The sequence below is a fragment of the Clostridium tyrobutyricum DSM 2637 = ATCC 25755 = JCM 11008 genome (genome assembly GCF_000359585.1).
GTDB classification, from domain to species: Bacteria; Bacillota; Clostridia; order Clostridiales; family Clostridiaceae; genus Clostridium_B; species Clostridium_B tyrobutyricum.
Genome location: NZ_APMH01000003.1, coordinates 141,782 through 165,470, shown reverse-complemented (window position 1 = coordinate 165,470; position 23,689 = coordinate 141,782). Strand labels below are relative to the sequence as shown.

The 23,689-nt window shown below is 30.0% G+C and carries 22 protein-coding genes; 1 reads left to right on the top strand and 21 read right to left on the bottom strand.

All coding sequences use genetic code 11. The features are described from left to right. The first annotated feature begins 56 nt into the window (after positions 1–56). Positions 57–278 (top strand): DUF378 domain-containing protein, encoded by a 222-nt coding sequence (locus J418_RS0102960; RefSeq protein WP_017750583.1) that lies wholly within the window; start codon positions 57–59, stop codon positions 276–278. Between the two features lie 44 nt (positions 279–322). Here J418_RS0102960 and J418_RS0102955 read toward each other — a convergent pair whose 3' ends face one another. The 21 genes from J418_RS0102955 to infB form a co-directional block, all read right to left on the bottom strand. After that, a complete protein-coding gene (locus J418_RS0102955; protein ID WP_017750584.1) occupies positions 323–583 on the bottom strand; it encodes an HPr family phosphocarrier protein in 261 nt (86 codons plus the stop codon). Positions 584–678: 95 nt separating this feature from the next. Then, a complete protein-coding gene (locus tag J418_RS0102950) occupies positions 679–1,872 on the bottom strand; it encodes a pyridoxal phosphate-dependent aminotransferase (protein ID WP_017750585.1) in 1,194 nt (397 codons plus the stop codon). A gap of 76 nt (positions 1,873–1,948) precedes the next feature. After that, a complete protein-coding gene (locus tag J418_RS0102945; protein WP_017894754.1) occupies positions 1,949–3,205 on the bottom strand; it encodes a hypothetical protein in 1,257 nt (418 codons plus the stop codon). A gap of 17 nt (positions 3,206–3,222) precedes the next feature. Further along, positions 3,223–4,083: a decaprenyl-phosphate phosphoribosyltransferase gene (locus J418_RS0102940; protein WP_017750587.1), complete on the bottom strand. Its 861-nt coding sequence runs from the start codon at positions 4,081–4,083 to the stop codon at positions 3,223–3,225. A gap of 124 nt (positions 4,084–4,207) precedes the next feature. Further along, positions 4,208–4,468 carry a stage V sporulation protein S gene (locus J418_RS0102935; RefSeq protein ID WP_017750588.1) on the bottom strand — a complete coding sequence of 87 codons (261 nt, stop codon included), beginning with the start codon at positions 4,466–4,468 and terminating at the stop codon, positions 4,208–4,210. Positions 4,469–4,616: 148 nt separating this feature from the next. After that, entirely contained in the window at positions 4,617–6,161 is a 1,545-nt protein-coding gene (rny, locus tag J418_RS0102930) for a ribonuclease Y (protein ID WP_017750589.1), read from the bottom strand. A 209-nt stretch (positions 6,162–6,370) separates the two neighbouring features. After that, complete coding sequence (gene recA, locus J418_RS0102925) at positions 6,371–7,456, bottom strand: recombinase RecA (protein ID WP_017750590.1); 1,086 nt, start codon at positions 7,454–7,456, stop codon at positions 6,371–6,373. Between the two features lie 224 nt (positions 7,457–7,680). Continuing rightward, positions 7,681–8,268: a CDP-diacylglycerol--glycerol-3-phosphate 3-phosphatidyltransferase gene (gene pgsA, locus J418_RS0102920; RefSeq protein WP_017894753.1), complete on the bottom strand. Its 588-nt coding sequence runs from the start codon at positions 8,266–8,268 to the stop codon at positions 7,681–7,683. After that, a complete protein-coding gene (gene rimO, locus J418_RS0102915; RefSeq protein ID WP_017750592.1) occupies positions 8,252–9,592 on the bottom strand; it encodes a 30S ribosomal protein S12 methylthiotransferase RimO in 1,341 nt (446 codons plus the stop codon). Before rimO ends, pgsA begins: the two co-directional genes overlap by 17 nt. Before the next feature lie 95 nt (positions 9,593–9,687). After that, positions 9,688–11,961 (bottom strand): FtsK/SpoIIIE family DNA translocase, encoded by a 2,274-nt coding sequence (locus tag J418_RS0102910; RefSeq protein WP_017894752.1) that lies wholly within the window; start codon positions 11,959–11,961, stop codon positions 9,688–9,690. Between the two features lie 109 nt (positions 11,962–12,070). Continuing rightward, complete coding sequence (locus tag J418_RS0102905) at positions 12,071–12,757, bottom strand: ClpP family protease (RefSeq protein ID WP_017894751.1); 687 nt, start codon at positions 12,755–12,757, stop codon at positions 12,071–12,073. Between the two features lie 84 nt (positions 12,758–12,841). Further along, entirely contained in the window at positions 12,842–14,047 is a 1,206-nt protein-coding gene (gene dapG / locus J418_RS0102900) for an aspartate kinase (protein ID WP_017750595.1), read from the bottom strand. Positions 14,048–14,130: 83 nt separating this feature from the next. Further along, positions 14,131–14,403: a YlmC/YmxH family sporulation protein gene (locus J418_RS0102895; protein WP_017750596.1), complete on the bottom strand. Its 273-nt coding sequence runs from the start codon at positions 14,401–14,403 to the stop codon at positions 14,131–14,133. Between the two features lie 65 nt (positions 14,404–14,468). Continuing rightward, positions 14,469–15,767, bottom strand: coding sequence for a M16 family metallopeptidase (locus J418_RS0102890; protein ID WP_017894750.1), 1,299 nt, complete (start codon positions 15,765–15,767; stop codon positions 14,469–14,471). A 111-nt stretch (positions 15,768–15,878) separates the two neighbouring features. Continuing rightward, complete coding sequence (locus J418_RS0102885) at positions 15,879–17,990, bottom strand: polyribonucleotide nucleotidyltransferase (RefSeq protein WP_017894749.1); 2,112 nt, start codon at positions 17,988–17,990, stop codon at positions 15,879–15,881. Between the two features lie 78 nt (positions 17,991–18,068). Then, positions 18,069–18,332 (bottom strand): 30S ribosomal protein S15, encoded by a 264-nt coding sequence (gene rpsO, locus J418_RS0102880; RefSeq protein ID WP_017750599.1) that lies wholly within the window; start codon positions 18,330–18,332, stop codon positions 18,069–18,071. A 122-nt stretch (positions 18,333–18,454) separates the two neighbouring features. Further along, a complete protein-coding gene (locus J418_RS0102875) occupies positions 18,455–19,387 on the bottom strand; it encodes a bifunctional riboflavin kinase/FAD synthetase (protein ID WP_017750600.1) in 933 nt (310 codons plus the stop codon). A gap of 2 nt (positions 19,388–19,389) precedes the next feature. Next, positions 19,390–20,271 carry a tRNA pseudouridine(55) synthase TruB gene (gene truB, locus J418_RS0102870; RefSeq protein ID WP_017750601.1) on the bottom strand — a complete coding sequence of 294 codons (882 nt, stop codon included), beginning with the start codon at positions 20,269–20,271 and terminating at the stop codon, positions 19,390–19,392. Next, positions 20,272–21,237 carry a DHH family phosphoesterase gene (locus tag J418_RS0102865; protein WP_017750602.1) on the bottom strand — a complete coding sequence of 322 codons (966 nt, stop codon included), beginning with the start codon at positions 21,235–21,237 and terminating at the stop codon, positions 20,272–20,274. Continuing rightward, a complete protein-coding gene (gene rbfA, locus J418_RS0102860) occupies positions 21,227–21,589 on the bottom strand; it encodes a 30S ribosome-binding factor RbfA (RefSeq protein WP_017750603.1) in 363 nt (120 codons plus the stop codon). The genes J418_RS0102865 and rbfA overlap by 11 nt, the downstream gene beginning before the upstream one ends. Before the next feature lie 32 nt (positions 21,590–21,621). Next, positions 21,622–23,685 carry a translation initiation factor IF-2 gene (gene infB / locus J418_RS0102855; RefSeq protein ID WP_017894748.1) on the bottom strand — a complete coding sequence of 688 codons (2,064 nt, stop codon included), beginning with the start codon at positions 23,683–23,685 and terminating at the stop codon, positions 21,622–21,624. Positions 23,686–23,689: the final 4 nt, after the last annotated feature.

The following is a 23,689-nucleotide window of genomic DNA, read 5'->3' as shown; positions in this document are numbered from 1 at the left end:
TTTTGGTATTTAAATATAATTTTACTGATAAGTAATATTTTGGGAGGTAAAGTTCTATGTATAAATTTACCATTATAGATATCGTTTCTCTTTTTTTAATACTTATATGTGCTTTAAATCAAGGATTATATGGTATTTCAGATTTTAACCTAATTGAAATTATATCTGGCGGTCATGACAAATTGATAGGAAAAATTATTTACATACTTATGGGAGTATCTGGAATAGATATAGTTATATTTTTAATGAAGGCAAGAAATTATAATTCATATAAATAAATGGCCCATTAGGAGCCATTTATTTATGTAAGTTATTCTTAATTTTATTCTTCCAATGAGTCTATTAATTTAGCTATTTCCTCAACAGCCAAAGATTCGTCGTCTCCTGATGCAGTAATTTTTACTGTTGAGTTGTTTGTAACACCTAATGATAGTACTCCTATTAAACTTTTAATATTAGCTTTCTTTCCATCAAATTCTATAGACACATCTGATTTAAATGAAGAAGCTTTCTTAACTAATAATGTTGCAGGTCTTGCATGCAATCCTGTTGCACTTTTAACTGTAACTTCCTTAGATACCATTTTATTCACCTCAATTATTCTGTAATTAAATTATTTAAAAACTCTCTTTTCATTATAACATTTTTTTTACTTCTTTTAAACATATTTTGGTTAAATTAATTTATACCATTGATAAACTTTTCTATTCTATCCAATCCTTCCTTTATATTTTCCATAGATGTAGCATATGATAGTCTAATATAATTATTCACTCCAAAACCACTACCTGGTATTACTGCTACTTTTTCCTTTTCAAGAAGTTCACTGGAAAAACCAAGTGAATCATTAATTTCAACTCCATCAACTTTTCTGCCAAATAATTTTGATATATTTATCATTACATAAAATGCACCTTGTGGTTTAATAGCAGTTATTCCTTGTATATTTTCTATACGTGATATCATATATTTTCTTCTATTGTCAAATTCTTTTATCATGTATTTAATATCAGAACTATCGTGTTTTAACGCACACAAAGATGCATATTGGGATATGGAATTAGCATTGCCTGTAGTATGGCTTTGTATATTAGACATTAATTTTATTATTTTACTGTTTCCTGCTGCATATCCTAATCTCCAGCCTGTCATAGCATAAGTCTTTGACATTCCATTTATAACTATTGTTCTATTATAAGCGTCTTCTGATATACTTGCTATACTTATATGAAGGTTATTATTATATATTAATTTTTCATATATTTCATCAGATATTATAATTATATCTTTCTTCTTTGCAAATTCTGCTATATTGGAGAGTTCCTCTTTAGTATATACACTTCCAGTAGGATTATTAGGACTATTTATTATAATTGCTTTAGTTTTAGTTGTAACTGACTTCTCAAGATCTTCTATAGTATATTTAAATCCATTTTCCGCTTTAGTTGATACAAAAACAGGTATACCATCAGCAAGCTTTACAAGTTCAGGATAACTAACCCAGTATGGCACTGCTATAAGCACTTCATCTCCTGGATTTAATATAGCAGATAATACATTTGAAATACACTGTTTGGCACCTGTGGATACAATAATCTGAGCAATTCCATAGTTTAAATTATTATCCTTTTTAAATTTATTTGCTATTTCCTGTCTAAGATCAGCTATTCCAGCAGCTGGAGTATATTTAGTAAAACCATTTTTCATTGCATCTAAAGCAGCTTCTTGAATATACTGTGGTGTATTGAAATCGGGTTCTCCTGCTCCAAATCCTATTACATCAATACCTTCTGACTTCATTTGTTTTGCTTTGGCTGTTATTGCTAAAGTTATAGATGCTTGAATTTTTTCAGCTTTTTTTGATAAGTTCATTTTTATTCCTCCATTTTACATTTGAATGATATTTTAAATTATTAACTGTTCATGAAGCCAAAATTAAATAATCTATTTAATTTTTTCTTATCTTGCCAAATAAAAATAAATTTTTAAAAAACATATAAAAATAATATAAAAGCACAAATATTATTGGAAAGGAATACCTTCCCTGTCCTTCCGTTACAAAATAAACACATGTAAACATAAAGAATAGTAATACTCCATATATATTAAATTTACTAATAAGATAGCTTCTGCGTTTTATTAAACATTTTAATATAAATATACTATAAACTATTATACATAATATAGCTGGAGCGAAAACTATCTCCCTTATAAGATTTGCATAAGCAATAAGAAAATACCTAAAGCCATTGCTTATTCCGCTTGCATATGTACTATAAATTATATCATCTCCTACAAAATATGTATTAAAAAGTCTTTTAAATCCCAATTCAATAAATTTGGCAGGATGAGATTTTATCCATTCTTTAGCAGATGTACTTAACATTTTATTTTTACCAGTCATATTTTCATTTTTATATTCTGAAGTATTTACAATGGAATTTTCAACTGAACTGGCCGCCATCCAACGTCCTTTTGAATTTTGGGAGTTATTATTTATATATAGTACTATTCCTCCGTTATTGGACACATAAGTAAATTCACCCATTAATTTAGAATTTCTATATATCCAGGGCGAAATTACAATAACTGTCACAACTAATACTATCAATGCATTTTTTATAGAACCTATAATCTTCTTGTTCATTATAATTTCCACAAGAAATATTGCAAAAAATATTATTATAAAAAATGGCTTAATCATAGTATTAATTCCTGATAAAATACCAATCCAAAAGTATTTAAATTTTACTTCACTCATATAGAAATTAGTTATAATTAAAAGTACTACTGTAAAAAGTAGTTCTGTACCTAATATACTATTATAAAAAATATTATTTGGTATAAATACAAACAAAGCAAATAGTATCCTTCTATCTATATCATTTAAATCTAGTTTAAATAAAATTGATTTAAATAATAAGTAACTTATAAATGTCAATATTATATTGAATATTTTAGCTTTAATAACACTAGCTCCAAATAACTTAAATATGCCACCCAATACAATGGAATATCCAACTGAAGTATACGTATCTCCCCATGAACCTCCATTTGCTATTGTAACTGCCATTTTATAATAATAATCAAAATCTGAGAATGGTGCGGAATTTATAAATATTATCCACAATGCACATAATACCATACCTATTATCATAATGATTTTATAATAAAATGTATCTTTTAAAATATTTCTTATCTTCATCCAAAATCGGCACCTTTCTAAAGTTTTAGATATATTATAGCAACTACACTTATAATCCAAATAATAATGTCTATTAAAAATGGCTTATCTTTAGCAAAAACATCTTCGGGCCTGCCTCCTAAATTTTTCTTGTCTATCAAGTATTCATATCTGAATATTCCATAGAGTACAAATGGAATTGTAAGCATCATGGTCCTACTTTGAATTGAGCTAAATGTATAAAGACAATATGCCATTAATATAGACGGATTAACTATAGTAAGCATTTTATCTATATTATTAACAGAATACTCTTCTAATATTTTTCTATGAGATGCACTTTTATCTTTTAATGTCAATATCTCACTTTTCCTTTTATTTAGTGCCAAAAATAGAGATAAAAGTACAGTACACAAAAACAGCCACGGTGATACAGATACTCCTGTAGCAATGCTTCCACTCTCTACCCTCAACATAAATCCAAAGGTAATTATCATTACATCTATTATAACTACATTTTTTAATTTGAAAGAATACATTATATTTATAATTATATAAATCAGTATTATGCTAAATATTGCAATATCCATAAATCTATAACTTATAAAACTGACTAAAACAAATAGAATTATATCTAAAATTATAGCTGACTTTTTACTTACCCTTCCACTTGGAAGAGGTCTTTTCTTTTTTTCAGGATGGCATTTGTCCTTTTCTATATCAACTATATCATTCAATATATATACTATTGATGAAGTAATACAAAATAGTATAAATGTCAACATGTTTGAAACAACTGCATTTATGTTTAAAAATTTTCCCGAAAAAATAACTGCTGCAAAAACAAAAAAATTTTTAATCCACTGTTTTGGTCTCATTAATTCTAACAATGCTGCCATAAAAATCCTCCTAGGTTGTATATCTTTTTTAATTTTAACATAGTATGTAAGATAGTCAATGGATAAATTAAACAAGGACTTGATAATAATTCAAGTCCCCATGAATACAATATTCAATCTATATTTATCTTGGCTGCACTATTAACTTAATAGCAGTTCTTTCCTCACCATCTATCTCAACATCGGTAAAAGCTGGTATACATATTAAATCGATTCCACTAGGTGCCACAAACCCTCTAGCAATTGCCACTGCTTTAATTGACTGATTCAATGCACCAGCTCCTATAGCCTGTATTTCTGCAGCTCCACGTTCTCTTAATACCCCCGCAAGAGCCCCTGCAACTGAATTTGGACTTGATTTTGCTGAAACTTTTAATACTTCCATAGTAACCCTCCTATATATTAACCCTATTTGTTATTGATATTATTATTATCACTTTATAATATTCTACAAAAAATTAAAAATTCCTTTTAGATTTAATAAAGCTTCATCATTTAAAAAATCCAAAAGAAATTCTCATTTATTTTAATTATTATTTTGCATACTCAACTGCTCGAGTCTCTCTAATTACATTTACTTTGATTTGACCAGGATATTCTAATTCTTCTTCTACCCTTTTTACTACATTCCTTGCCATCTCAACAGCTCCTGCATCGTCAATATCTTCTGGTTTAACCATAATTCTAAGTTCTCTACCCGCTTGAATGGCATATGACTTTTCTACACCTTCACATGTATTTGCTATCTCTTCTAATTTTTCCAAACGCTTGATATAAGCTTCCAAAGTCTCTCTTCTAGCTCCAGGTCTAGCTGCTGAAATTGCATCAGCTGCCTGAACAAGTATTGCTTCTAAAGATTGAAATTCTACATCTCCATGATGGGCTGCTATAGCATTTACTATCAATGGTGATTCATGATATTTTTTAGCTACATCTGCTCCTATAATTGCATGTGGACCTTCAACTTCATGATCAACTGCCTTGCCTATATCATGAAGAAGACCAGCTCTTTTTGCTATAGTTGGATCCATACCTATTTCAGAAGCCATGAGACCAGCTAAATAAGAAACTTCTATAGAATGTTTTAATACATTTTGACCATAACTGGTTCTATATTTCAATCTTCCAAGTAATTTTATTATTTCTAAATGAAGACCATGTACCCCAGTTTCAAATGAGGCCTGTTCACCCTCTTCTTTAATATCACTTTCCAATTCTTTTTTAGCTTTCTCTACCATTTCTTCTATTCTCGCTGGATGTATTCTTCCATCAATTATAAGTTTTTCTAACGCTATTCTAGCAATCTCTCTTCTTATAGGATCAAATCCTGACAATATTACAGCTTCAGGTGTATCGTCAATAATTAAATCTACACCTGTTAAAGTTTCAAGAGTTCTTATATTTCTACCTTCTCTTCCTATTATTCTTCCCTTCATTTCATCATTGGGAAGAGTTACAACATGTACTGTAGTTTCCGCTACATGATCTGCAGCACATCTTTGTATAGCACAAGTTATAATTTCTCTAGCTTTTTTATCAGCTTCTTCTTTAGCTTTAGCTTCAATTTCCTTAATCATAACTGCAGATTCGTGCTTAATTTCTTTTCTAACTTTTTCTAATAAAATTTCCTTAGCGTCTTCGGAACTCAGTCCTGATAATCTTTGAAGCTCCTCATTTTGTTTTTTATAAAGATCCTCTATACCAGACTGCATTTTCCCAATTTCTTGTTGCTTTCTATCCAGAGCATTTTCCCTTTTTTCAAGCATATCATTTTTCTTATCTAACGATTCTTCCCTTTGAATAATCCTTCTTTCAAGTCTTTGAACTTCATTTCGCCTATCTCTAGACTCCCTTTCCACATCATTTCTTAATCTGTGGGCTTCTTCTTTGGCTTCTAATATAATTTCTTTTCTTTTGGATTCAGCCTCTTTTTTAGACTCTTCACGTAATTTATTGGATTCTTCAATAGTTTTTGATTTTATATCAGATAATTTATTTTTTATAGTATAAAATTGAGCTAATATAATGACTGCTATAACTATACCAGCAATAATTTCATATATTAATATAGAATTCACATGTACACCTCCCTTGCTTATCTTTATGCATCTATAACCTTTAAAATATGTAAGCGTAGAAAAGGTGTCATATTTATTCAATTGGTAATTTCTAAGCACATGACAAACCAGAATTTGTCTTAATTTTATATTATATTTTAAACATTGTCAAGTTCCTATACTGCAATACTATTATGCATATATTGGTTAATTTTATAAATAAAAATTATCTATTTATCTTGTGTTTTTAAATTGCTTTTTTCATCAACTGACTTTTCACCTTTATTTTTATCATTTTCCCTTTTATTAGGCTTTTCTAAAGGCAAATTATATTTTTCTCTTATCTTATTTTCTATTTCCAATCTTATATCTGGATTATCCCTCAAAAATTGTTTGGAATTTTCTCTTCCCTGGCCAAGTCTTGTTTCATTATAGGAAAACCAGGCTCCACTTTTTTGAACAAATTCTTCTCTAACCCCAACGTCTAAAACATTGCCCTCCTTTGATATTCCATGATTATACATTATATCAAATTCCGCACGTTTAAAAGGAGGTGCCACTTTATTTTTAATAACTTTTACTTTGGTTCTATTTCCAACAATATTATCTCCTTGTTTTATAGAATCTATTCTCCTTACATCCATTCTAACAGAAGAATAAAATTTTAATGCTCTTCCACCAGGAGTAGTTTCGGGATTGCCAAACATAACACCAACCTTTTCTCTAAGTTGATTTATAAATACCGTTACACACCTTGATTTATTAATTGATGCTGTTAACTTTCTAAGAGCTTGTGACATAAGTCTAGCTTGAAGTCCTACATGAGAATCTCCCATTTCTCCTTCTATTTCTGCTTTTGGTACCAACGCTGCTACAGAGTCAATTACAATTACATCTATGGCATTTGATCTAACCAATGCTTCCACTATTTCAAGTGCTTGCTCTCCTGTGTCCGGCTGAGATACTATTAGATTTTCAATATCTACTCCTAAGTTTCTAGCATAGGAAGGATCTAGGGCATGCTCTGCATCTATAAATGCTGCTACCCCACCTGTTTTTTGAGCCTCTGCCACTATATGCAGTGCTACTGTAGTTTTTCCAGATGATTCTGGTCCAAAAATTTCAACTACTCTTCCTCTTGGAACTCCTCCTATTCCAAGTGCTATGTCCAAATCGAGACACCCTGTAGAAATGGAATCTATATCTAATATACTATTTTCTCCAAGTTTCATTATAGAACCTTTTCCAAATTGTTTTTCTATCTGTCCCATAGCTGATTCTATAGCTTTTAGCTTTTCATTATTTAAACTTGCCAAAGATTTCACATCCTTTCATATTCGAACGTATGTTCCTAATCATTATATACCACATTATTTATACAGTCAACCTATAAATTAAATCTCCGATATCATATTATAAAATAATTTTTACATAGTCAAAATTACTAATGATATAATTTCACCTATATAACTAATTATAGACATTTTTTTAGAGTTTTAATCCATTAATCACATGAATTAAAACTCTAAAAATTAAAATTTTATTTATCAATATTTATTACTTTTTTATTCTTAACAAAATAATCTACACCAGACACTATAGTCATTATTATGGCTAATGCCATAAAGATATCTGTAGTCAAATTTAAAAATTTATGAGGATGATTTACTACAGTTCTAAGTAATCCTAAAGATATATGATTATAATTTAAATTTATAAGAGCAAATATTATAGCTATTATTTGAGTTACAGTCTTAGCTTTACCCCAAGGGCTAGCTGCTATTACCGTACCTTCAGCAGCAGCAATACTCCTAAGTCCTGTTACTGCAAATTCTCTAGCTATTATTATCATGGATACCCATGCTGGTATTATATGATATTCAACTAACGATACAAGAGCAGCTGTAACTAACAGTTTATCTGCAAGCGGATCCATAAATTTCCCAAACCTGGTAATTTGATTTCTGCTTCTTGCTATATATCCATCTAATTTATCAGTTACCGATGCTAAAATAAATATTATTATAGCAATAAATTTAAAATACGGAATATCCTTTACTGCCATAAATACTAAAAATACAGGAACAAGTATCATCCTAACTATTGTAAGTTTATTTGCTAAATTCATCACATACAACTCCCATTAAATCATATTCAAGACTATCTACAATTTTTATTTTTATTATACTGCCAATTTTTAATTCACTTTTGTTCCTTATGTATATACTTCCATCTATCTCTGGACTCATTTCATAACTCCTGCCAAAATATAAATCATCTTTTTTATCTTCTAAAATAACTTCATATGTTTTTCCTATTTTAGCCCTATTGATTTTCTGAGATATTTTTTGCTGAAGAAACATAATTTCTCCTTCTCTTTGAACTTTTATATCTTCTGGAATCTGGCTTTTCATTTTATAAGCTGGAGTTCCCTCTTCCCTTGAGTATTTAAAAACTCCAAGTTTATCAAACTTCATATCATTTACAAATTGTTTTAATTCTCTAAAATCCCGTTCTGTTTCACCGGGAAATCCTACTATCAACGTAGTTCTTATAACAATATTGGGAATAAATTTTCGCAGATTATTTATATTTTGAATTATTTCAGCTTTTCTTCCTTTTCTGCCCATGGATTTAAGTATATTATCACTTATATGCTGTATAGGTATATCTATATATTTGCATATCTTATTGTTTTTTGCTATTTCATATATTAGTTCCATCGTTATCTCTTCTGGATAGCAATAAAGCAGTCTAATCCATTTTAATCCATCTATTTTGGAAATGTCCTGTAAAAGTTCAGGCAGCATTTTTCTTCCATATAAATCTATTCCATACCTTGTAGTGTCCTGAGCTATTAATATTATTTCCTTTACTCCTTGCTGCACAAGTTCCATACATTCTTTAAAAATTGACTTCATATTCCTACTTCTATATTTTCCTCTAATTTTAGGTATTATACAGTAAGTGCATAAATTATCGCATCCTTCTGCAATTCTCACATAAGCAGTTGATGATGCTGTTGTAAGTATTCTACTTCCTTCATTTATTTTAACATTACTATAGTTAAAACTGTATACCTTATCAGATTTATTTTCAATATAATTTTTAATACTTTCATTCAATTTGTCATAATCATTAACTCCAAGCATTATATCAACCTCTGGAAGAAGCTGCATAATTTCATTGCCATATCTTTGTGCCAAGCATCCTGTAGCAATTAGTATTTTACAGTTAAATTCTTCTTTGTACTTAGACATGTCCAGTATGGTATCTATTGATTCCTGCTTGGCAGATTCTATAAATCCGCAAGTATTTACAATTATTATATCTGCCTGTTTTAATTCAGAAACAAGATCATAATCGTATTTTAAATTATTTAAAATAATTTCAGAATCCACTCTATTTTTATCACAGCCTAAACTTATAATTCCGACTTTTAGCTTATTCAATTTTCTCCTCCTAATTTCAGGTTGCAAATATATGATCCATATTTAATAATACATATGTTATTGTAAATCTACTTTATTAATTTTACAAGATAAATTTATAATTTAAATTCATCTTTATTTACCAGTACCTGTCTTGGTTTCGTTCCATCTTTTCCAGATATGATACCTCTGTCCTCCATCTGTTCTATTATTCTAGCAGCTCTATTATATCCAACTCTCAATCTTCTCTGGATAAGAGATGTAGATGCTTGTCCTGAATCTAGTACTATTCTAATGGCCTCATTTAAAAGTTCGTCACAATCTTCATCATTTTTAGATACACTTGTATCTATTTCTTCAATTATTTTATTTTCATATTGTGCTTCGCCTTGTTTATCTCTAATATATTTAACTACATTCTCTACTTCCTTTTCAGATATAAAAGCACCTTGTATTCTAACAGGTTTTCCTTCCCCAACAGGATAAAACAACATATCTCCTTTTCCAAGCAGCTTCTCAGCTCCACTTGTATCAAGTATGGTTCTGGAGTCTATCTGGCTGGATACTGCAAAAGATATTCTTGAAGGTATGTTTGCCTTAATTACTCCAGTAATTACATCTACAGATGGTCTCTGAGTTGCTATAACAAGGTGCATTCCTGCAGCTCGTGCCATTTGGGCAAGACGTCCTATATAATCCTCTACTTCATTTGGACAAACCATCATAAGATCAGCAAGCTCATCTATTATCATAACAACAAATGGCAATTTACTATCTACTATTTGTTCATCTGCCAACTTATTATAACCTTCTATGTTTCTTACTCCAGTATCCGCAAATAGCTTATACCTTCTATTCATCTCTTGAACGGCCCAATTCAAAGCACCTGCAGCTTTTTTAGGATTTGTGACAACTGGTATTAAAAGATGTGGTATACCATTATACACACTCAGTTCAACAACCTTTGGATCTATCATAAGCAATTTTACTGTTTCCGGGGAATACTTATATAACAAGCTTATAACTAAAGTATTTATACATACACTTTTTCCTGAACCAGTTGCTCCTGCAATAAGAAGATGGGGCATTTTTGTTAAGTCAGATACTATGCAATTTCCTCCTATATCCTTTCCCAAACAATATGCCAGCTTTGCTTTAAAATTTGAAAATTCCTTTGATTCTACAACTTCTCTCAAATAAACTGGAGTAAGTATTCTATTTGGTACCTCTATACCTATAGCCGATTTTCCAGGTATAGGTGCCTCTATTCTAACCCCTGTAGCTGCAAGTCCTAATGCAATATCATCAGATAAATTGACTATTTTACTTACTTTCACACCAGGACTTGGCTGAAGTTCAAATCTAGTAACAGAAGGTCCTTTACTTACCTGCATTACTTTAGCTTCAACTCCAAAACTGTTTAAAGTTTCCTCCAATTTGTTGGCACTGTTAATTAGTTCTTTCTTATCTTCTTTATTTAATTGAGATTTAATGTTTTGTTTTAACAGATCTATCTCAGGATAGTTATATACTAAATCTTGAACTTCACTTTCAATCATTTTTTTATTTAATTCTTCGTTTATAGATTTGTCAGGGACTTTATCTGCCGCTATTTCTATTTCAATTGGATGATCTAAAGATTTACTTTTTTTATCCAGATTATCAGCGGTATCAATTTTTTTATCCTCTTGTTTTTTATCCTCTAAAAGTTCTTCATCTTTGGATTTCATAAAGTTTAATATTTTTATTCTATTATTCAAACCTTTAATAAATCCTTCTTTTTCATCTATATCTTTTACTTTGCTTATACTATCTCGGTCTTCCACTATTGTATCTTGATTTTCTTCGGATATAGAATCTTTAATTTTATGTATTACATCATATAAAGTCAGTTTGCTCATAATTATTACGGATATGAAATATAGTGCTAAAAATATAACATAACATCCTGTATCTCCAAACAGTTTAAGTAGAGGTATATCTATAAACAGACTTATAATTCCCCCATGAACTATATTATCCAAACTATACATACTCTTTATACTGTCCAATATACTATTATAAGGATAATAATCCGACATAGTTATCATCTGTATAAAAAGAAGCGTATTTATCGTAAATAATATTATGCCATAAAATCTTTTGCTAAAATTAATTTTATTCTTTCTTGCTAAAACACATCCTCCTATAAAAATTATCAAAGCAGGGAAAATAAAAGCTCCAAGCCCCATAAGCATAATTAATATTTTCTTTATATTTCTTCCTACTATACCTGATGTAGAAGGTGAAAATACGCTTATTAACATTAAGATTCCAAAAGTAATTAGTATTATTCCTTTAATATCACTATTTGAACTTTCTACTTTTTTTCTCCTTCTTTTTCTAGTCATAAAAATCACCTCCAAAGTCATAATATCTTTATTTTATTATATTCTACATTACCTTTTCATTTCCTTTGAATAAACATAAATACCATAGGATCAGCTCCTATGGCTAATTTTACTTATTTTGTTTGTCTATAAGCTGGTGGATTTTTGATATAGCTCTACTTATTCCACCTACTTCATCAATTAATCCAGCTTCTACAGCTTCCCTGCCAACCAGCATAGTACCAGTATCATTTAAAAGTTTATCCGTCTTCAACATGAAATTTGTCAATTTTTCTCTATTAATATTTGAAGTTCTAACAATAAATTCATTTATTCTGTCCTGTATTTTATTAAAATATTCAAATGTTTGATGAACCCCTATTATCATACCATTCATTCTAACAGGATGAACTATCATAGTTGCAGATGGCGATATAAATGAATAGTCTGAACTTGTAGCTAAGGGAACTCCTATGGAATGGCCTCCTCCTATTACAAGAGATACCGTAACTTTGCTAAGACTGTTTATCATCTCAGCTATAGCAAGACCTGCCTCTACATCTCCTCCTACAGTATTTAAAATTACAAATACACCTTTAATGTTACTATTTTGTTCTATCGAAACAAGCTGAGGTATTACATGTTCATATTTTGTAGTCTTAGTCTGGGGTGAAAGTACTTCATGGCCTTCTATTTGACCTATTATAGGTAAAACTTGAATATCATCTTTAATATTTGAAATACTATTTATTCCTAATTCCCTTATATTTTGTCTTGTATTTTCATCTGTTCCTCTATTTTCTTCCTGACCTGACATAGTATATCTCCTCCATAATCAAATTGTATATACTACTATTTTGTTCATTGAAGAGGTTCCATATACATTAATCATTAATATTGACTAATTTTCACTAAGACCAAATCCTTTATGCAGTGCATTTATAGCTGTATTTTCAAAACGACTTTCAACAAGACACCATATTGTAGTGTGAGAATCTGCTGTCTGAAGAACCTGTATATTTTCTTTTGCCAGTATTTTAAGTATATTTGCCATAACTCCTGGTATTCCTCGCATGCCATTTCCTACAAGAGCTATTTTTGTACATTCCTCAACTATAGAATATTTTAATCCAAGACTTTCAGCTACAATTTTAAAATTTTCGATATCTTTATTATCTATTGTAAAAATCTTCTGTTTTTTAAATACATTTATAAGATCTATACTAATAAGATTGTCTGCCAATTCATCAAACAAATTAAAATAATTTTTATTTTGGGGATTTTCATCATATTTTACAGTAATTTGAACTCTATTATTTACAGAAGTTATTCCACTTATTATCCTATCTTGATTTTCCATAATGGAATTACTGATTATTGTGCCTGTACTATTATTAAGAGTATTTTTAATAACTAGTGGTATATTACTATTCATAGCTATCCTTACAGCTCTAGGATGTATTACCTTGGCCCCTTGATCTGCCAGCTGAAATACTTCATTATAGCTTATCTCCTTAATTAGAGAAGCGTCAGCTACTACTCTAGGATCTGCAGTCATTATTCCATCTACATCCGTATATATTTCAACTTTTTCTGCTTTTAAAGCGTTTCCTAAAAGTACAGCTGTAACATCGCTTCCGCCTCTTCCAATAGTAGTTATAAATCCACTTTTACTTATTCCTTGAAATCCGGAAACTATCGGAATTTTATTTGAGCCTATTATTTCAAATAATTTCTTTGGATCTACATTTATTACAGATGCTTCATTATAATTATCATCAGTTATTATAGATGCCTGAGCCCCGGTAATTGGAACAGCATGTAATTCTCTCTTTGATATTTCGTCTGATAAAACAACAGCACTTATAATTTCTCCACAGCTCATTATCAAATCACAAGCCAATTTATTTTTCACCTTAAAATTATCGCTTATTAAAGAAAGTAATGTATCAGTGGCATAAGGTTGACCTTTTCTTCCCATGGCAGATACTACTACTACTGGAAAATAGCCATCTTTCTTCGCCTTAATAACTTTGTTTACTACATCTTCTCTTCTTTCATGTGTAGATACTGAAGTTCCACCAAATTTTTGTACTAATATTTTCATATCTATCCCCCATTTTATTGTCCATTGTAATAAATATTTTATTACTATGCTACATTCATTTTATTAATAAGCTTAAGGTTTTGTTAATGGGTTTTTTTTAATTTTTTTTCATCAGCATCTATTATTATTGTTTTAGCACCAATCTTTTGAACACAATCCCAAGGTACTTCTACAAATTCATTTTTACCAAACAGTCCAAATTTAGATTTATTTTCATTTAACAATAATATCTTTAAGTTACCATTTTCATCTATAATAATATCATTATTACCCAGAGAGTTAAATCTGTCACCATCATTTACATTTATAATTTCATACCTTTCAATATCTCCATAAAACTTTATATTGTCACTCATAAGTAATTCCTCCAATTCACATGATTTGCTATATAAATAATATGAATTGTATATATAACTTATTACTATATATTTATACTATTACCTTTTTTAAAAGGATTTTCACATTCACCTAATATACCTTTAACTATATCCACATCTATATCTAATCCTACAAATGCTGAATTTAATATTCCTCTTTTAAAAGTTTTTTCCATTACTTCGTTTAATTTATCAGTATTAATTTTATCTATCTTTATCATTATATCTTCAGGGCTATTTACTTTATTTAAAAAAAGAACTGACTTCCCATTATTGAACATTCTACTTGTAGTACTTTCTATTCCCAATATATAATTTCCTTTTAACTGCTCTTTTGTTTTCTGTAGTTTTTGAGATCCAATACCAGATTTTATTAATTTAAATACTTCTTCCTGTATTATATTTATGGCATCATAGGCATGTTTTGGATTCAATCCAGTATATATGCTGATTACTCCTGTATTATTAAATGACGCTATATAGGAATATATAGAATAGCATAAACTTTTTTCTTCTCTGATTTTTTGAAATAAAATAGATGATGCTCCTCCACCAAGTATATTACTTATAAGCAATTCAGCATATAAATCATCATTTCCGCTCTCTATACCAGGTATTCCGAGATTTAAGTGCAGTTGCTCTATATCTTTCTTTTTAAATATATGTTTTTTTAAAAATTTAGGATTTGAATACTGTACTGCTTTTTCATTATTATTTTTCCACTGTCCAAAATACTGCTCCACCACTTCTTTAATGGTGCATAAGTCTATCTTGCCAGATATTGATATTACAGCATTTTGTGGTACATAATATCGTTTTAAATAATCTATTACTTGCTTTCTGGTAAATGATTTAACATTTTCTTTAGTACCAAGTATTGGGTAGGATATTGGATCGTTGCCCCATATTGCCTTGCTGTGAATGTCTGATAGGACATCCTCTGGGGAATCCTCGCTCATGTTTATTTCTTCAATTATGACTCCCTTTTCTTTTTCCATATCTTCAGGTGAAAATTTACTATTAAAAAGCATATCCGATATAACATCCAAAGCTAAATTCAAATGGGAATATAATACTTTTATATAAAAACAAGTAGCTTCCTTTCCTGTAAAAGCATTTATCTGTCCGCCTACTTCTTCTATACATTCAGCTATATTAAACGCATTTCTCTTTTCAGTACCTTTAAAAAACATATGCTCAATAAAATGAGATATTCCATTTTCATATATGCCCTCATTTCTAGAACCATTTTCTACCCACAGTCCTACACTAATTGAGTTAACATGATCTATATTTTCTACAACTAATCTTAATCCATTGTCCAGCTTAATTATATTGTACATAATTTTATCATCACCTTCTTTTATTTCAAATTACAATTACACTATATTCTATGTATATTTCAATTATTTATAATTGAAAAAAATAAAAAGGCGCGTAAGCCCTTCTATTTTTTAGTCCTCATCTGATTTCTTTTTTTCTGAATCCTTTATTGCATCTTTCCTAGAAAGATTTATCCTGCCTTGATTATCTATTTCTATAACCTTAACAAGTATTTCATCTCCTACTGAAACTATATCTTCAACTTTATTTACTCTAGTAAAATCAAGTTTCGATATATGTACCAGGCCTTCTTTTCCTGGAAGTATTTCAACAAATGCTCCAAAATTTGTAGTTTTAGTAACTTTGCCTAAGTAAATTTCTCCTACTTTTACTTCTCTTGTTAAGTCGTCTATAATCTTTAATGCCTTTTTAGCAGATTCAGTATCATCTGACATTACAAATATGTTACCATCTTCTTTTATATCGATTTTTACTCCTGTTTCCGCTATTATCTTATTTATTACCTTTCCACCAGCTCCTATTACATCTCTTATCTTGTCAGTATCTATGCTCATAGTAAATGTCTTTGGTGCATATTTAGAAAGATCTTTTCGTGGAGCACTTATACATGCATTTATTTTATCAAGTATAAACAATCTAGCTTTTTTCGCTCTTTCCAAAGTTTCCTTTATACAGTGCAATGAGAGTCCATGAATTTTAGTATCAAATTGTATAGCTGTTATTCCTTCCTCAGTTCCTCCTACCTTGAAATCCATGTCTCCAAAGAAATCTTCTATTCCCTGTATATCAGTAAGTAATTCTTCCTGAGATAAATCATCACTAGTTATAAGTCCTATGGCAATTCCTGCTGCCGGTCTCTTTATAGGAACCCCAGCATCTAAAAGTGCTAAGGTGCTTCCACATATACTTGCTTGAGATGTGGAACCATTAGAACTTAAAACTTCTGATACAAGTCTTATTGTATATGGAAATTCAGACTCACTTGGAATGAGTGGTATCAAAGCTTTTTCTGCTAGTGCACCATGTCCTATCTCTCTTCTTCCAGGTCCTCTAAGAGGTCTAGTTTCACCAGTACTATAAGATGGGAAATTATAATGGTGTATATATCTTTTAGATTCTTCTAAACCTATTCCATCAAGCACTTGAACATCTCCGAGAGATCCAAGAGTAGCTACTGTCATTACCTGGGTTAATCCTCTTGTAAATAATCCAGTACCATGTGTTCTTGGAAGTATTCCAACTTCACAGCTTATAGGTCTTACTTCATCAAATTTTCTTCCATCAGGTCTTCTATGTTCATTCAAAAGCATATTTCTGACTATTTCCTTTTGAATTCTATATACAACATCACTAATATCTGCTTTATTATCTGGATATTTATCTCCAAATTCCTCATCTAATTTCTTTTTGACTTCATCAAGTGCATCATTTCTTTCATCTTTATCAGTTATATACATAGCTTCTTTAATACTGTCAAAAGAAAAATTTCTAACTTCATTTTCCAAAGTTTCATCGACTTTATATAATTCCGGTATGTCTTTCTCTTTACCATATTTTTTCATGGCTTCTCTTTGAAATTTAGCAATTTTTTTACACTCTTCAAAGCCAAAATTTATGGCATTATACATTACATCTTCTGCTATTTCATCTCCACCGGCTTCTACCATCATCACTCTATCTTCAGTGGCACATACAGTCAAATTCAATGTACTTTTTTTTCTTTGTTCTAATCCTGGATTTATTACAAAATCTCCATCTACTATTCCAACAGAAACAGCCCCTACAGGAGTATTGAAAGGAATACTTGAAAGGCACAATGCCAGAGATGCGCCATTTATAGAAAGTATATCAGGCAGGTTATCTTGTTCAACAGATACTACAGTACATACAACTTGAACATCATTTCTATATCCTTTAGGAAATAACGGTCTAAGAGGTCTATCGATTGCCCTCGCATGTAAAATAGCTTTATCAGTAGGTTTACCCTCTCTTTTTATAAATCCTCCAGGTATCTTTCCTACAGAATAGAGTCTTTCTTCATATTCTATGCTTAATGGAAAAAAATCTACCCCATCTCTTGGTTTTGCAGAAGAGTTTGCATTTACTAGAACAACAGTATCACCATAACTTATTAAAATGGCACAATTGGAAAGTCTTCCAACCTTACCATAATCAACTTTCAGAGTTCTTCCTGCAATAGTAGTTTGAATAACTTCACTCATTAAATTACCTCCTTCACTTACGTCTAAAATATTAATATTTTTTTAAAATAATAGAGCGGTTTGAAAGCCGCTCCAAGATTATTTTCTTAAATTTAATTCTTTTATAATAGTACGATATCTTTCAATATCTTCTTTAATTAAATAATTAAGAAGTCCTCTTCTCTTACCAACCATCATTAAAAGACCTCTTCTTGAATGATGATCTTTCTTATGAACTTTCAAATGTTCATTTAAATGATTGATTCTTTTAGTAAGAAGTGCTATTTGAACTTCAGGTGAACCTGTGTCTCCTTCATGTCTTTCATACTTCTTTATTATTTCCTGCTTAATTGCCTTTTCCATTTTGCTACACCTCCAAATTGTTAATCCCCTATATTCCAAGAAAGACGTCGGCAAGTCGAATTTCTTAGCATAAGGATCACGTCTGTAATTATAGCAAATAAAATTAATAATGTAAATTAATTTTAAAAATTAATTTCTAAGTTTTTCTTATTTGCATAATTTCTATCACTTTCAAGTTGACTGATTAATTGATCTAAATTTTGAAATTTAAATTCATCCCTAATTCTATCAATAAAATAAATTCTCAGTTCACTTCCATATATATCTTTGTTAAAATCTAAAATATTAGTTTCAACACTCAATTTATTATCATTTGTGGTAGGATTATATCCTACATTTGTTATACCCTTATAAAATTTATTTTCAAATTTTACAGCTGTAAAATATACTCCTTCTTTTGGCAAAATAAATTTTGTATCAAATTCCATATTAGCAGTTGGAAACCCCAATTTCTTCCCAAGATGTTTTCCTGGAATTATTTTTCCTTGAAGCATATAAGGTCTTGAAAGCATATTGGCAGCCTGCTTTACATCACCCTGATCTGCAATAAGATTCCTTATAATTGTACTTGATATGATGTTATCATTAAATTTTACTGGTTTTATAATATCCAATGAGAATTTGTATTTTACGCTTAACTCTTTTAAGAGTTCAATGTTTCCCATATTCTTATATCCAAATCTATAATTGAATCCAACTACAAGTCCTTTTGCATTATAATTTTGTATAAGTTTAATTATAAATTCTTTTGGTGATATTTTCATAAAATCATAATCAAAGCTTGCCATATTTATTATATCCAAACCAGACTCTTTTAATACTTCTAATTTACTTTCATTATTCATTAAAATTTTAGTAGCAGACTTTTTATTTATAATATTTCGTGGATGAGATTTAAACGTAAATACCATACTTTTTGCATTATTGCCTTTTGAGAGTTCAATTGCCTTTTTTACAAGTTGCATGTGACCTAAATGAAGTCCATCAAAACTTCCAAGTGCAATATATGTTTTTTCTTTTAAATGAATTTTAAAATTATCTTCTATTACTATCATATCTAATTACCCCGAATCAATAATTTTATCATTTTAAAACCAGTATTACCATTATTCATACCAATCCCTATAAATTGGTCTCTATCTATGTACACCCTATAAATTTCATCTGGATTCACATATTTTAAAAACTCCTCGTCATATATAGGAATTCCATTTAAAACATTCTTTTTAAAATTGTGTTTCACAAAAACTTTTGGACATTTGTTTAATGCTTTATCCATGGGGATTATATGCTGTAACACATTTTCATTATTCAAGTCATTTATAGATATGGAGTTCAAAATATCAAATTCCCCAGTATGTGTGCGAACAAGGCTCCACATAGCCCCACCACAACTCAAACTTTTCCCTATATCATAACAGAGACTTCTTATATAAGTTCCTTTTGAACATTCAACTTTTAATTTTACATAAGGAATATTTATGTTCATTATATCTATGTTATATATGGTTATATCTCTACTCTTTCTCTCGATTTCAATTCCCTGTCGTGCTAAATCATATAATCTTTTTCCATTTACTTTTAATGCAGAATACATTGGTGGTATCTGTTTTATATTTCCTATAAAACTACTTATTGTATCAATTAGTTGATTTTGATCTATATTTACATCTGATTTACTAATAATATTACCATACTTATCATAAGTATCAGTTGCTATTCCCAATCTTAATTCAGCTATATAAGTTTTTCTGCCTTGCATTATATAGTCTACTAATTTGGTAGCACGTCCTATGCAAACTGGTAAAACCCCTGATGCTCCTGGATCGAGGGTGCCTGTATGACCCACCTTTTTAATATTTAAAATAGTTTTTACCTTTTTAACTACATCAAAAGAAGTCATACCAACAGGTTTATTTATATTTAAAATTCCATTCATCTACATCAACTCTTTTTGTATTTCTTTGATTATCAAGTTTCCTGCCTCATTTATATCTTTCCCATGAATTTCAAGCCCTGCCGCTCTCATATGACCACCACCATTAAATTTTTCTGCAATCTTTCTTACATCTACAATTTCTTTAGATCTAAGGCTTGCCTTTATTCCTTCTTCTGATTCTTTCAATAATAACGCAACTTCCACTTTTCCTATTTGAAGTCCTATATTAACTATATCATGGGTATCTATATCCATACCGTCTTTTACTACTTCATCAATCATAGCTTTAGTCACATATATAACACATATACTCTCATCTATAATTTTCATGCTTTCTATAGCTTTGCCACTTAATTTAACTTTTTCAAATTTCTTGTTTTCAAATAACATTCTATGAATTTTGCTAAAGTCAAATCCTGTATTTATCAAATTTCCTGCAATATTATGTGTCTTTTCCGTAGTTGAAGAATATCTAAAAGATCCTGTATCCGTAATAAGAGAGGTATACATACATATGGCCATATCTTTATCTATATTGATATCAATTTTTTTTAAAATATCATACATGATTTCAGATACTGCAGCAGCTTTTGTATCCACATAATTCAAGTCTCCATATTGTTCATTGGTGAGATGATGATCTATATTTACTATTGTATAACTTTTACTATCAAAATCCAAATTGGCATTTATTCTTTTCTTATCTCCACAATCCAAAACTATAACACAATCTACATCAGATTCAACTTCAAACTTATCTGGATCAATAATATCTGAATAAGGCAAGAATTTAAAATCCTCAGGTACTTTTTCCATTGAAAGCAAGGTAATTTGCTTTCCAATACTTTTAAGACCTTGAAATAGTGCAAGTGCACTTCCAATAGAATCTCCATCAGGAGATTTATGAAAAGTAATAGCAAATTTATTACTTTTCTTTATTGTCTCCAATATATCATCAGTTATCATTGTTTTCATGCTCCTTTATCTTTCTCAGAAGCTCATCTATATGCATTCCCTGTTCTATAGTGTTATCCAATTCAATTATTAATTCTGGAATGTTTCTAAGTCTTATTCTATGACCCAATTCTCTCCTTATAAAACCTGATGAATTTTTTAAGGCTTCTAAAGTTTCCTCTTTGGATTTATTATTTCCATATAGGCTGACATATACTTTGGCATAGCTTAAATCTCTTGTGACTTCAACTTTTGTCACACTTGTCATAGCTGTGAATCTTGGATCTTTTATATCACTTCTTATTATATTGCTTATTTCCTTTTTCATTTCTTCATTTATTCTGCCACTTCTATATTTAGACATAAACTATCACCTCTCAGTATTACTTATATTAATTATAGCTCTTTCTTTTTAATTTCTTCCATAACATATGCCTCTACTATGTCACCCTCTTTTATATCATTGAACTTTTCAATAGAAAGTCCACACTCATAACCTTGAGCAACTTCTTTTACATCATCCTTAAATCTCTTCAAAGATGCAAGTTCAGATTCAAATACTACTATTCCGTCTCTTATAATTCTAACACTGCTATTTCTAGTTATCTTTCCGTCTAAAACATAGCATCCTGCAATAGTTCCAATACTTGAGATTTTATAAGTACGCCTTATTTCGGCTTTACCAATTACATTTTCTTTATAATCAGGTTCAAGCATTCCAAGCATTGCTGCTTTTATGTCATCTATGGCAGTATATATAACTCTGTAAGTTTTCATGTCGACTGCTTCTCTTTCAGCCGCTTTTTCTGCATTGACATCCGGTCTTACATTGAATCCTATTATAATTGCATTTGAAGCAGAAGCCAAACTTATATCTGTTTCAGTTATAGCTCCAACAGCTCCATGTATTACTCTTACCTTTACTTCATCAGTTGATAACTTTTGAAGGGATTGTTTGAGGGCTTCTATAGAACCTTGAACATCAGCCTTTACAATTATGTTCAACTCTTTTACCTTTCCCTCTTTTATCTGATTATATAGATCTTCCAATGAAACTTTATGTGTAGATTGAAGATATTCTTCTCTGACTTTCTGTTTTCTGCCATCAGCTAATTCTCTTGCTGTTTTTTCGTCTTTTACTTCGTTGAATTTATCTCCAGCTTGAGGTACCTCAGATAATCCCAATATTTCAACTGGAATAGATGGTCCTGCAGATTTAATTTTTTTACCCTTGTCATCAAACATTGCCCTTATTCTTCCGTAAGTTGTTCCAACTATTATAGAGTCTCCTACATTTAATGTGCCATTTTGAACAAGTAGTGTTGCTACAGCGCCTCTACCCTTATCAAGTTTTGCTTCAATTACAGCTCCTCTAGCATTTCTATTAGAATTTGCTTTAAATTCTTGAACTTCTGCAGTTAAAAGAACCATTTCCAGCAATGTATCTATACCTTCCTTGGTATGAGCTGAAACTGGAACACAAATAATATCTCCGCCCCAATCCTCAGGTACAAGCCCATATTCTGTTAATTCCTGTTTTACTTTATCTATATTTGCACCAGGCCTATCTATCTTATTTATAGCAACCACTATAGGAACATTGGCAGCTTTGCAGTGATTTATAGCTTCTTCAGTTTGAGGCATTATACCATCATCTGCTGCAACTACAAGTATAACTATATCGGTTATCTGAGCTCCTCTAGCTCTCATTGCTGTAAAAGCTTCATGTCCAGGCGTATCTAAAAATGTTATCTTTTCTCCATTTATAGTTACAGTATAGGCTCCTATATGTTGAGTTATTCCTCCAGCCTCATGAGAAGTAACTTTTGATTTTCTAATAGCATCCAAAAGTGATGTCTTACCATGATCTACATGACCCATAACGGTTACTACAGGAGGTCTTTTTTGTAAATTATCTTCAGATTCAATTTCTTCTTCCTCTTGTTGTTCTGAAATTTCTTTATCGATATTCTTCTCCTTTTTCACTACAATTACATCAAACTTCTCTGCTAATTTTTCAGCTGTTGAAAAATCAATTTCCTGATTTATTGCCGCCATTACTCCCATAAATATAAGTTGCTTTATAACTTCCGTAGATGATTTTCCTATTTTTTCTGACAATTCCTTTACAGTTATCGTATCATCTATTTCTATTATTTTTTCTTCCTCTTCTGATTCTTTATCTTTAGGAATATTTTTAGATTTAGACTTTTTATTATTTTTATTGCTTTTATTATTAGAATCATTGTTTTCATCTACAGCACTTTCAATATTTTTATCATCTTCTGCATTTTCCGCCTTGTCAGATAAAAACTCTTTTATAAGATTAGCATCCTCTTCTTCTATAACGCTCATGTGATTTTTTACTGCTATACTAAATTCCTCAGAAAGAAGTTCAATTAATTCCTTGCTGGATATATTTAGCTCTTTGGCCAATTCATAAATTCTTATTTTTGACAAATAC

What these genes read in the sequence shown, in the direction of transcription:
- pgsA (WP_017894753.1), bottom strand. Translation starts at nt 8,268, where the DNA reads ATGAATTTAGCAAATAAACTTACAATAGTTAGGATGATACTTGTTCCT.
- J418_RS0102905 (WP_017894751.1), bottom strand. Translation starts at nt 12,757, where the DNA reads ATGTCAGGTCAGGAAGAAAATAGAGGAACAGATGAAAATACAAGACAA.
- J418_RS0102940 (WP_017750587.1), bottom strand. Translation starts at nt 4,083, where the DNA reads ATGGCAGCATTGTTAGAATTAATGAGACCAAAACAGTGGATTAAAAAT.
- J418_RS0102875 (WP_017750600.1), bottom strand. Translation starts at nt 19,387, where the DNA reads ATGATAGTAATAGAAGATAATTTTAAAATTCATTTAAAAGAAAAAACA.
- rpsO (WP_017750599.1), bottom strand. Translation starts at nt 18,332, where the DNA reads ATGGAAAAGGCAATTAAGCAGGAAATAATAAAGAAGTATGAAAGACAT.
- J418_RS0102955 (WP_017750584.1), bottom strand. Translation starts at nt 583, where the DNA reads ATGGTATCTAAGGAAGTTACAGTTAAAAGTGCAACAGGATTGCATGCA.
- J418_RS0102910 (WP_017894752.1), bottom strand. Translation starts at nt 11,961, where the DNA reads ATGACTAGAAAAAGAAGGAGAAAAAAAGTAGAAAGTTCAAATAGTGAT.
- rbfA (WP_017750603.1), bottom strand. Translation starts at nt 21,589, where the DNA reads ATGTCTAAATATAGAAGTGGCAGAATAAATGAAGAAATGAAAAAGGAA.
- J418_RS0102895 (WP_017750596.1), bottom strand. Translation starts at nt 14,403, where the DNA reads ATGAGTGACAATATAAAGTTTTATGGAGATATTGAAAGGTATGAAATT.
- J418_RS0102945 (WP_017894754.1), bottom strand. Translation starts at nt 3,205, where the DNA reads ATGAAGATAAGAAATATTTTAAAAGATACATTTTATTATAAAATCATT.
- J418_RS0102935 (WP_017750588.1), bottom strand. Translation starts at nt 4,468, where the DNA reads ATGGAAGTATTAAAAGTTTCAGCAAAATCAAGTCCAAATTCAGTTGCA.
- J418_RS0102885 (WP_017894749.1), bottom strand. Translation starts at nt 17,990, where the DNA reads ATGAGTGAAGTTATTCAAACTACTATTGCAGGAAGAACTCTGAAAGTT.
- truB (WP_017750601.1), bottom strand. Translation starts at nt 20,271, where the DNA reads ATGAATGGAATTTTAAATATAAATAAACCTGTTGGTATGACTTCTTTT.
- dapG (WP_017750595.1), bottom strand. Translation starts at nt 14,047, where the DNA reads ATGAAAATATTAGTACAAAAATTTGGTGGAACTTCAGTATCTACACAT.
- J418_RS0102890 (WP_017894750.1), bottom strand. Translation starts at nt 15,767, where the DNA reads ATGTACAATATAATTAAGCTGGACAATGGATTAAGATTAGTTGTAGAA.
- J418_RS0102865 (WP_017750602.1), bottom strand. Translation starts at nt 21,237, where the DNA reads ATGATAACTGATGATATATTGGAGACAATAAAGAAAAGTAATAAATTT.
- J418_RS0102950 (WP_017750585.1), bottom strand. Translation starts at nt 1,872, where the DNA reads ATGAACTTATCAAAAAAAGCTGAAAAAATTCAAGCATCTATAACTTTA.
- J418_RS0102960 (WP_017750583.1), top strand. Translation starts at nt 57, where the DNA reads ATGTATAAATTTACCATTATAGATATCGTTTCTCTTTTTTTAATACTT.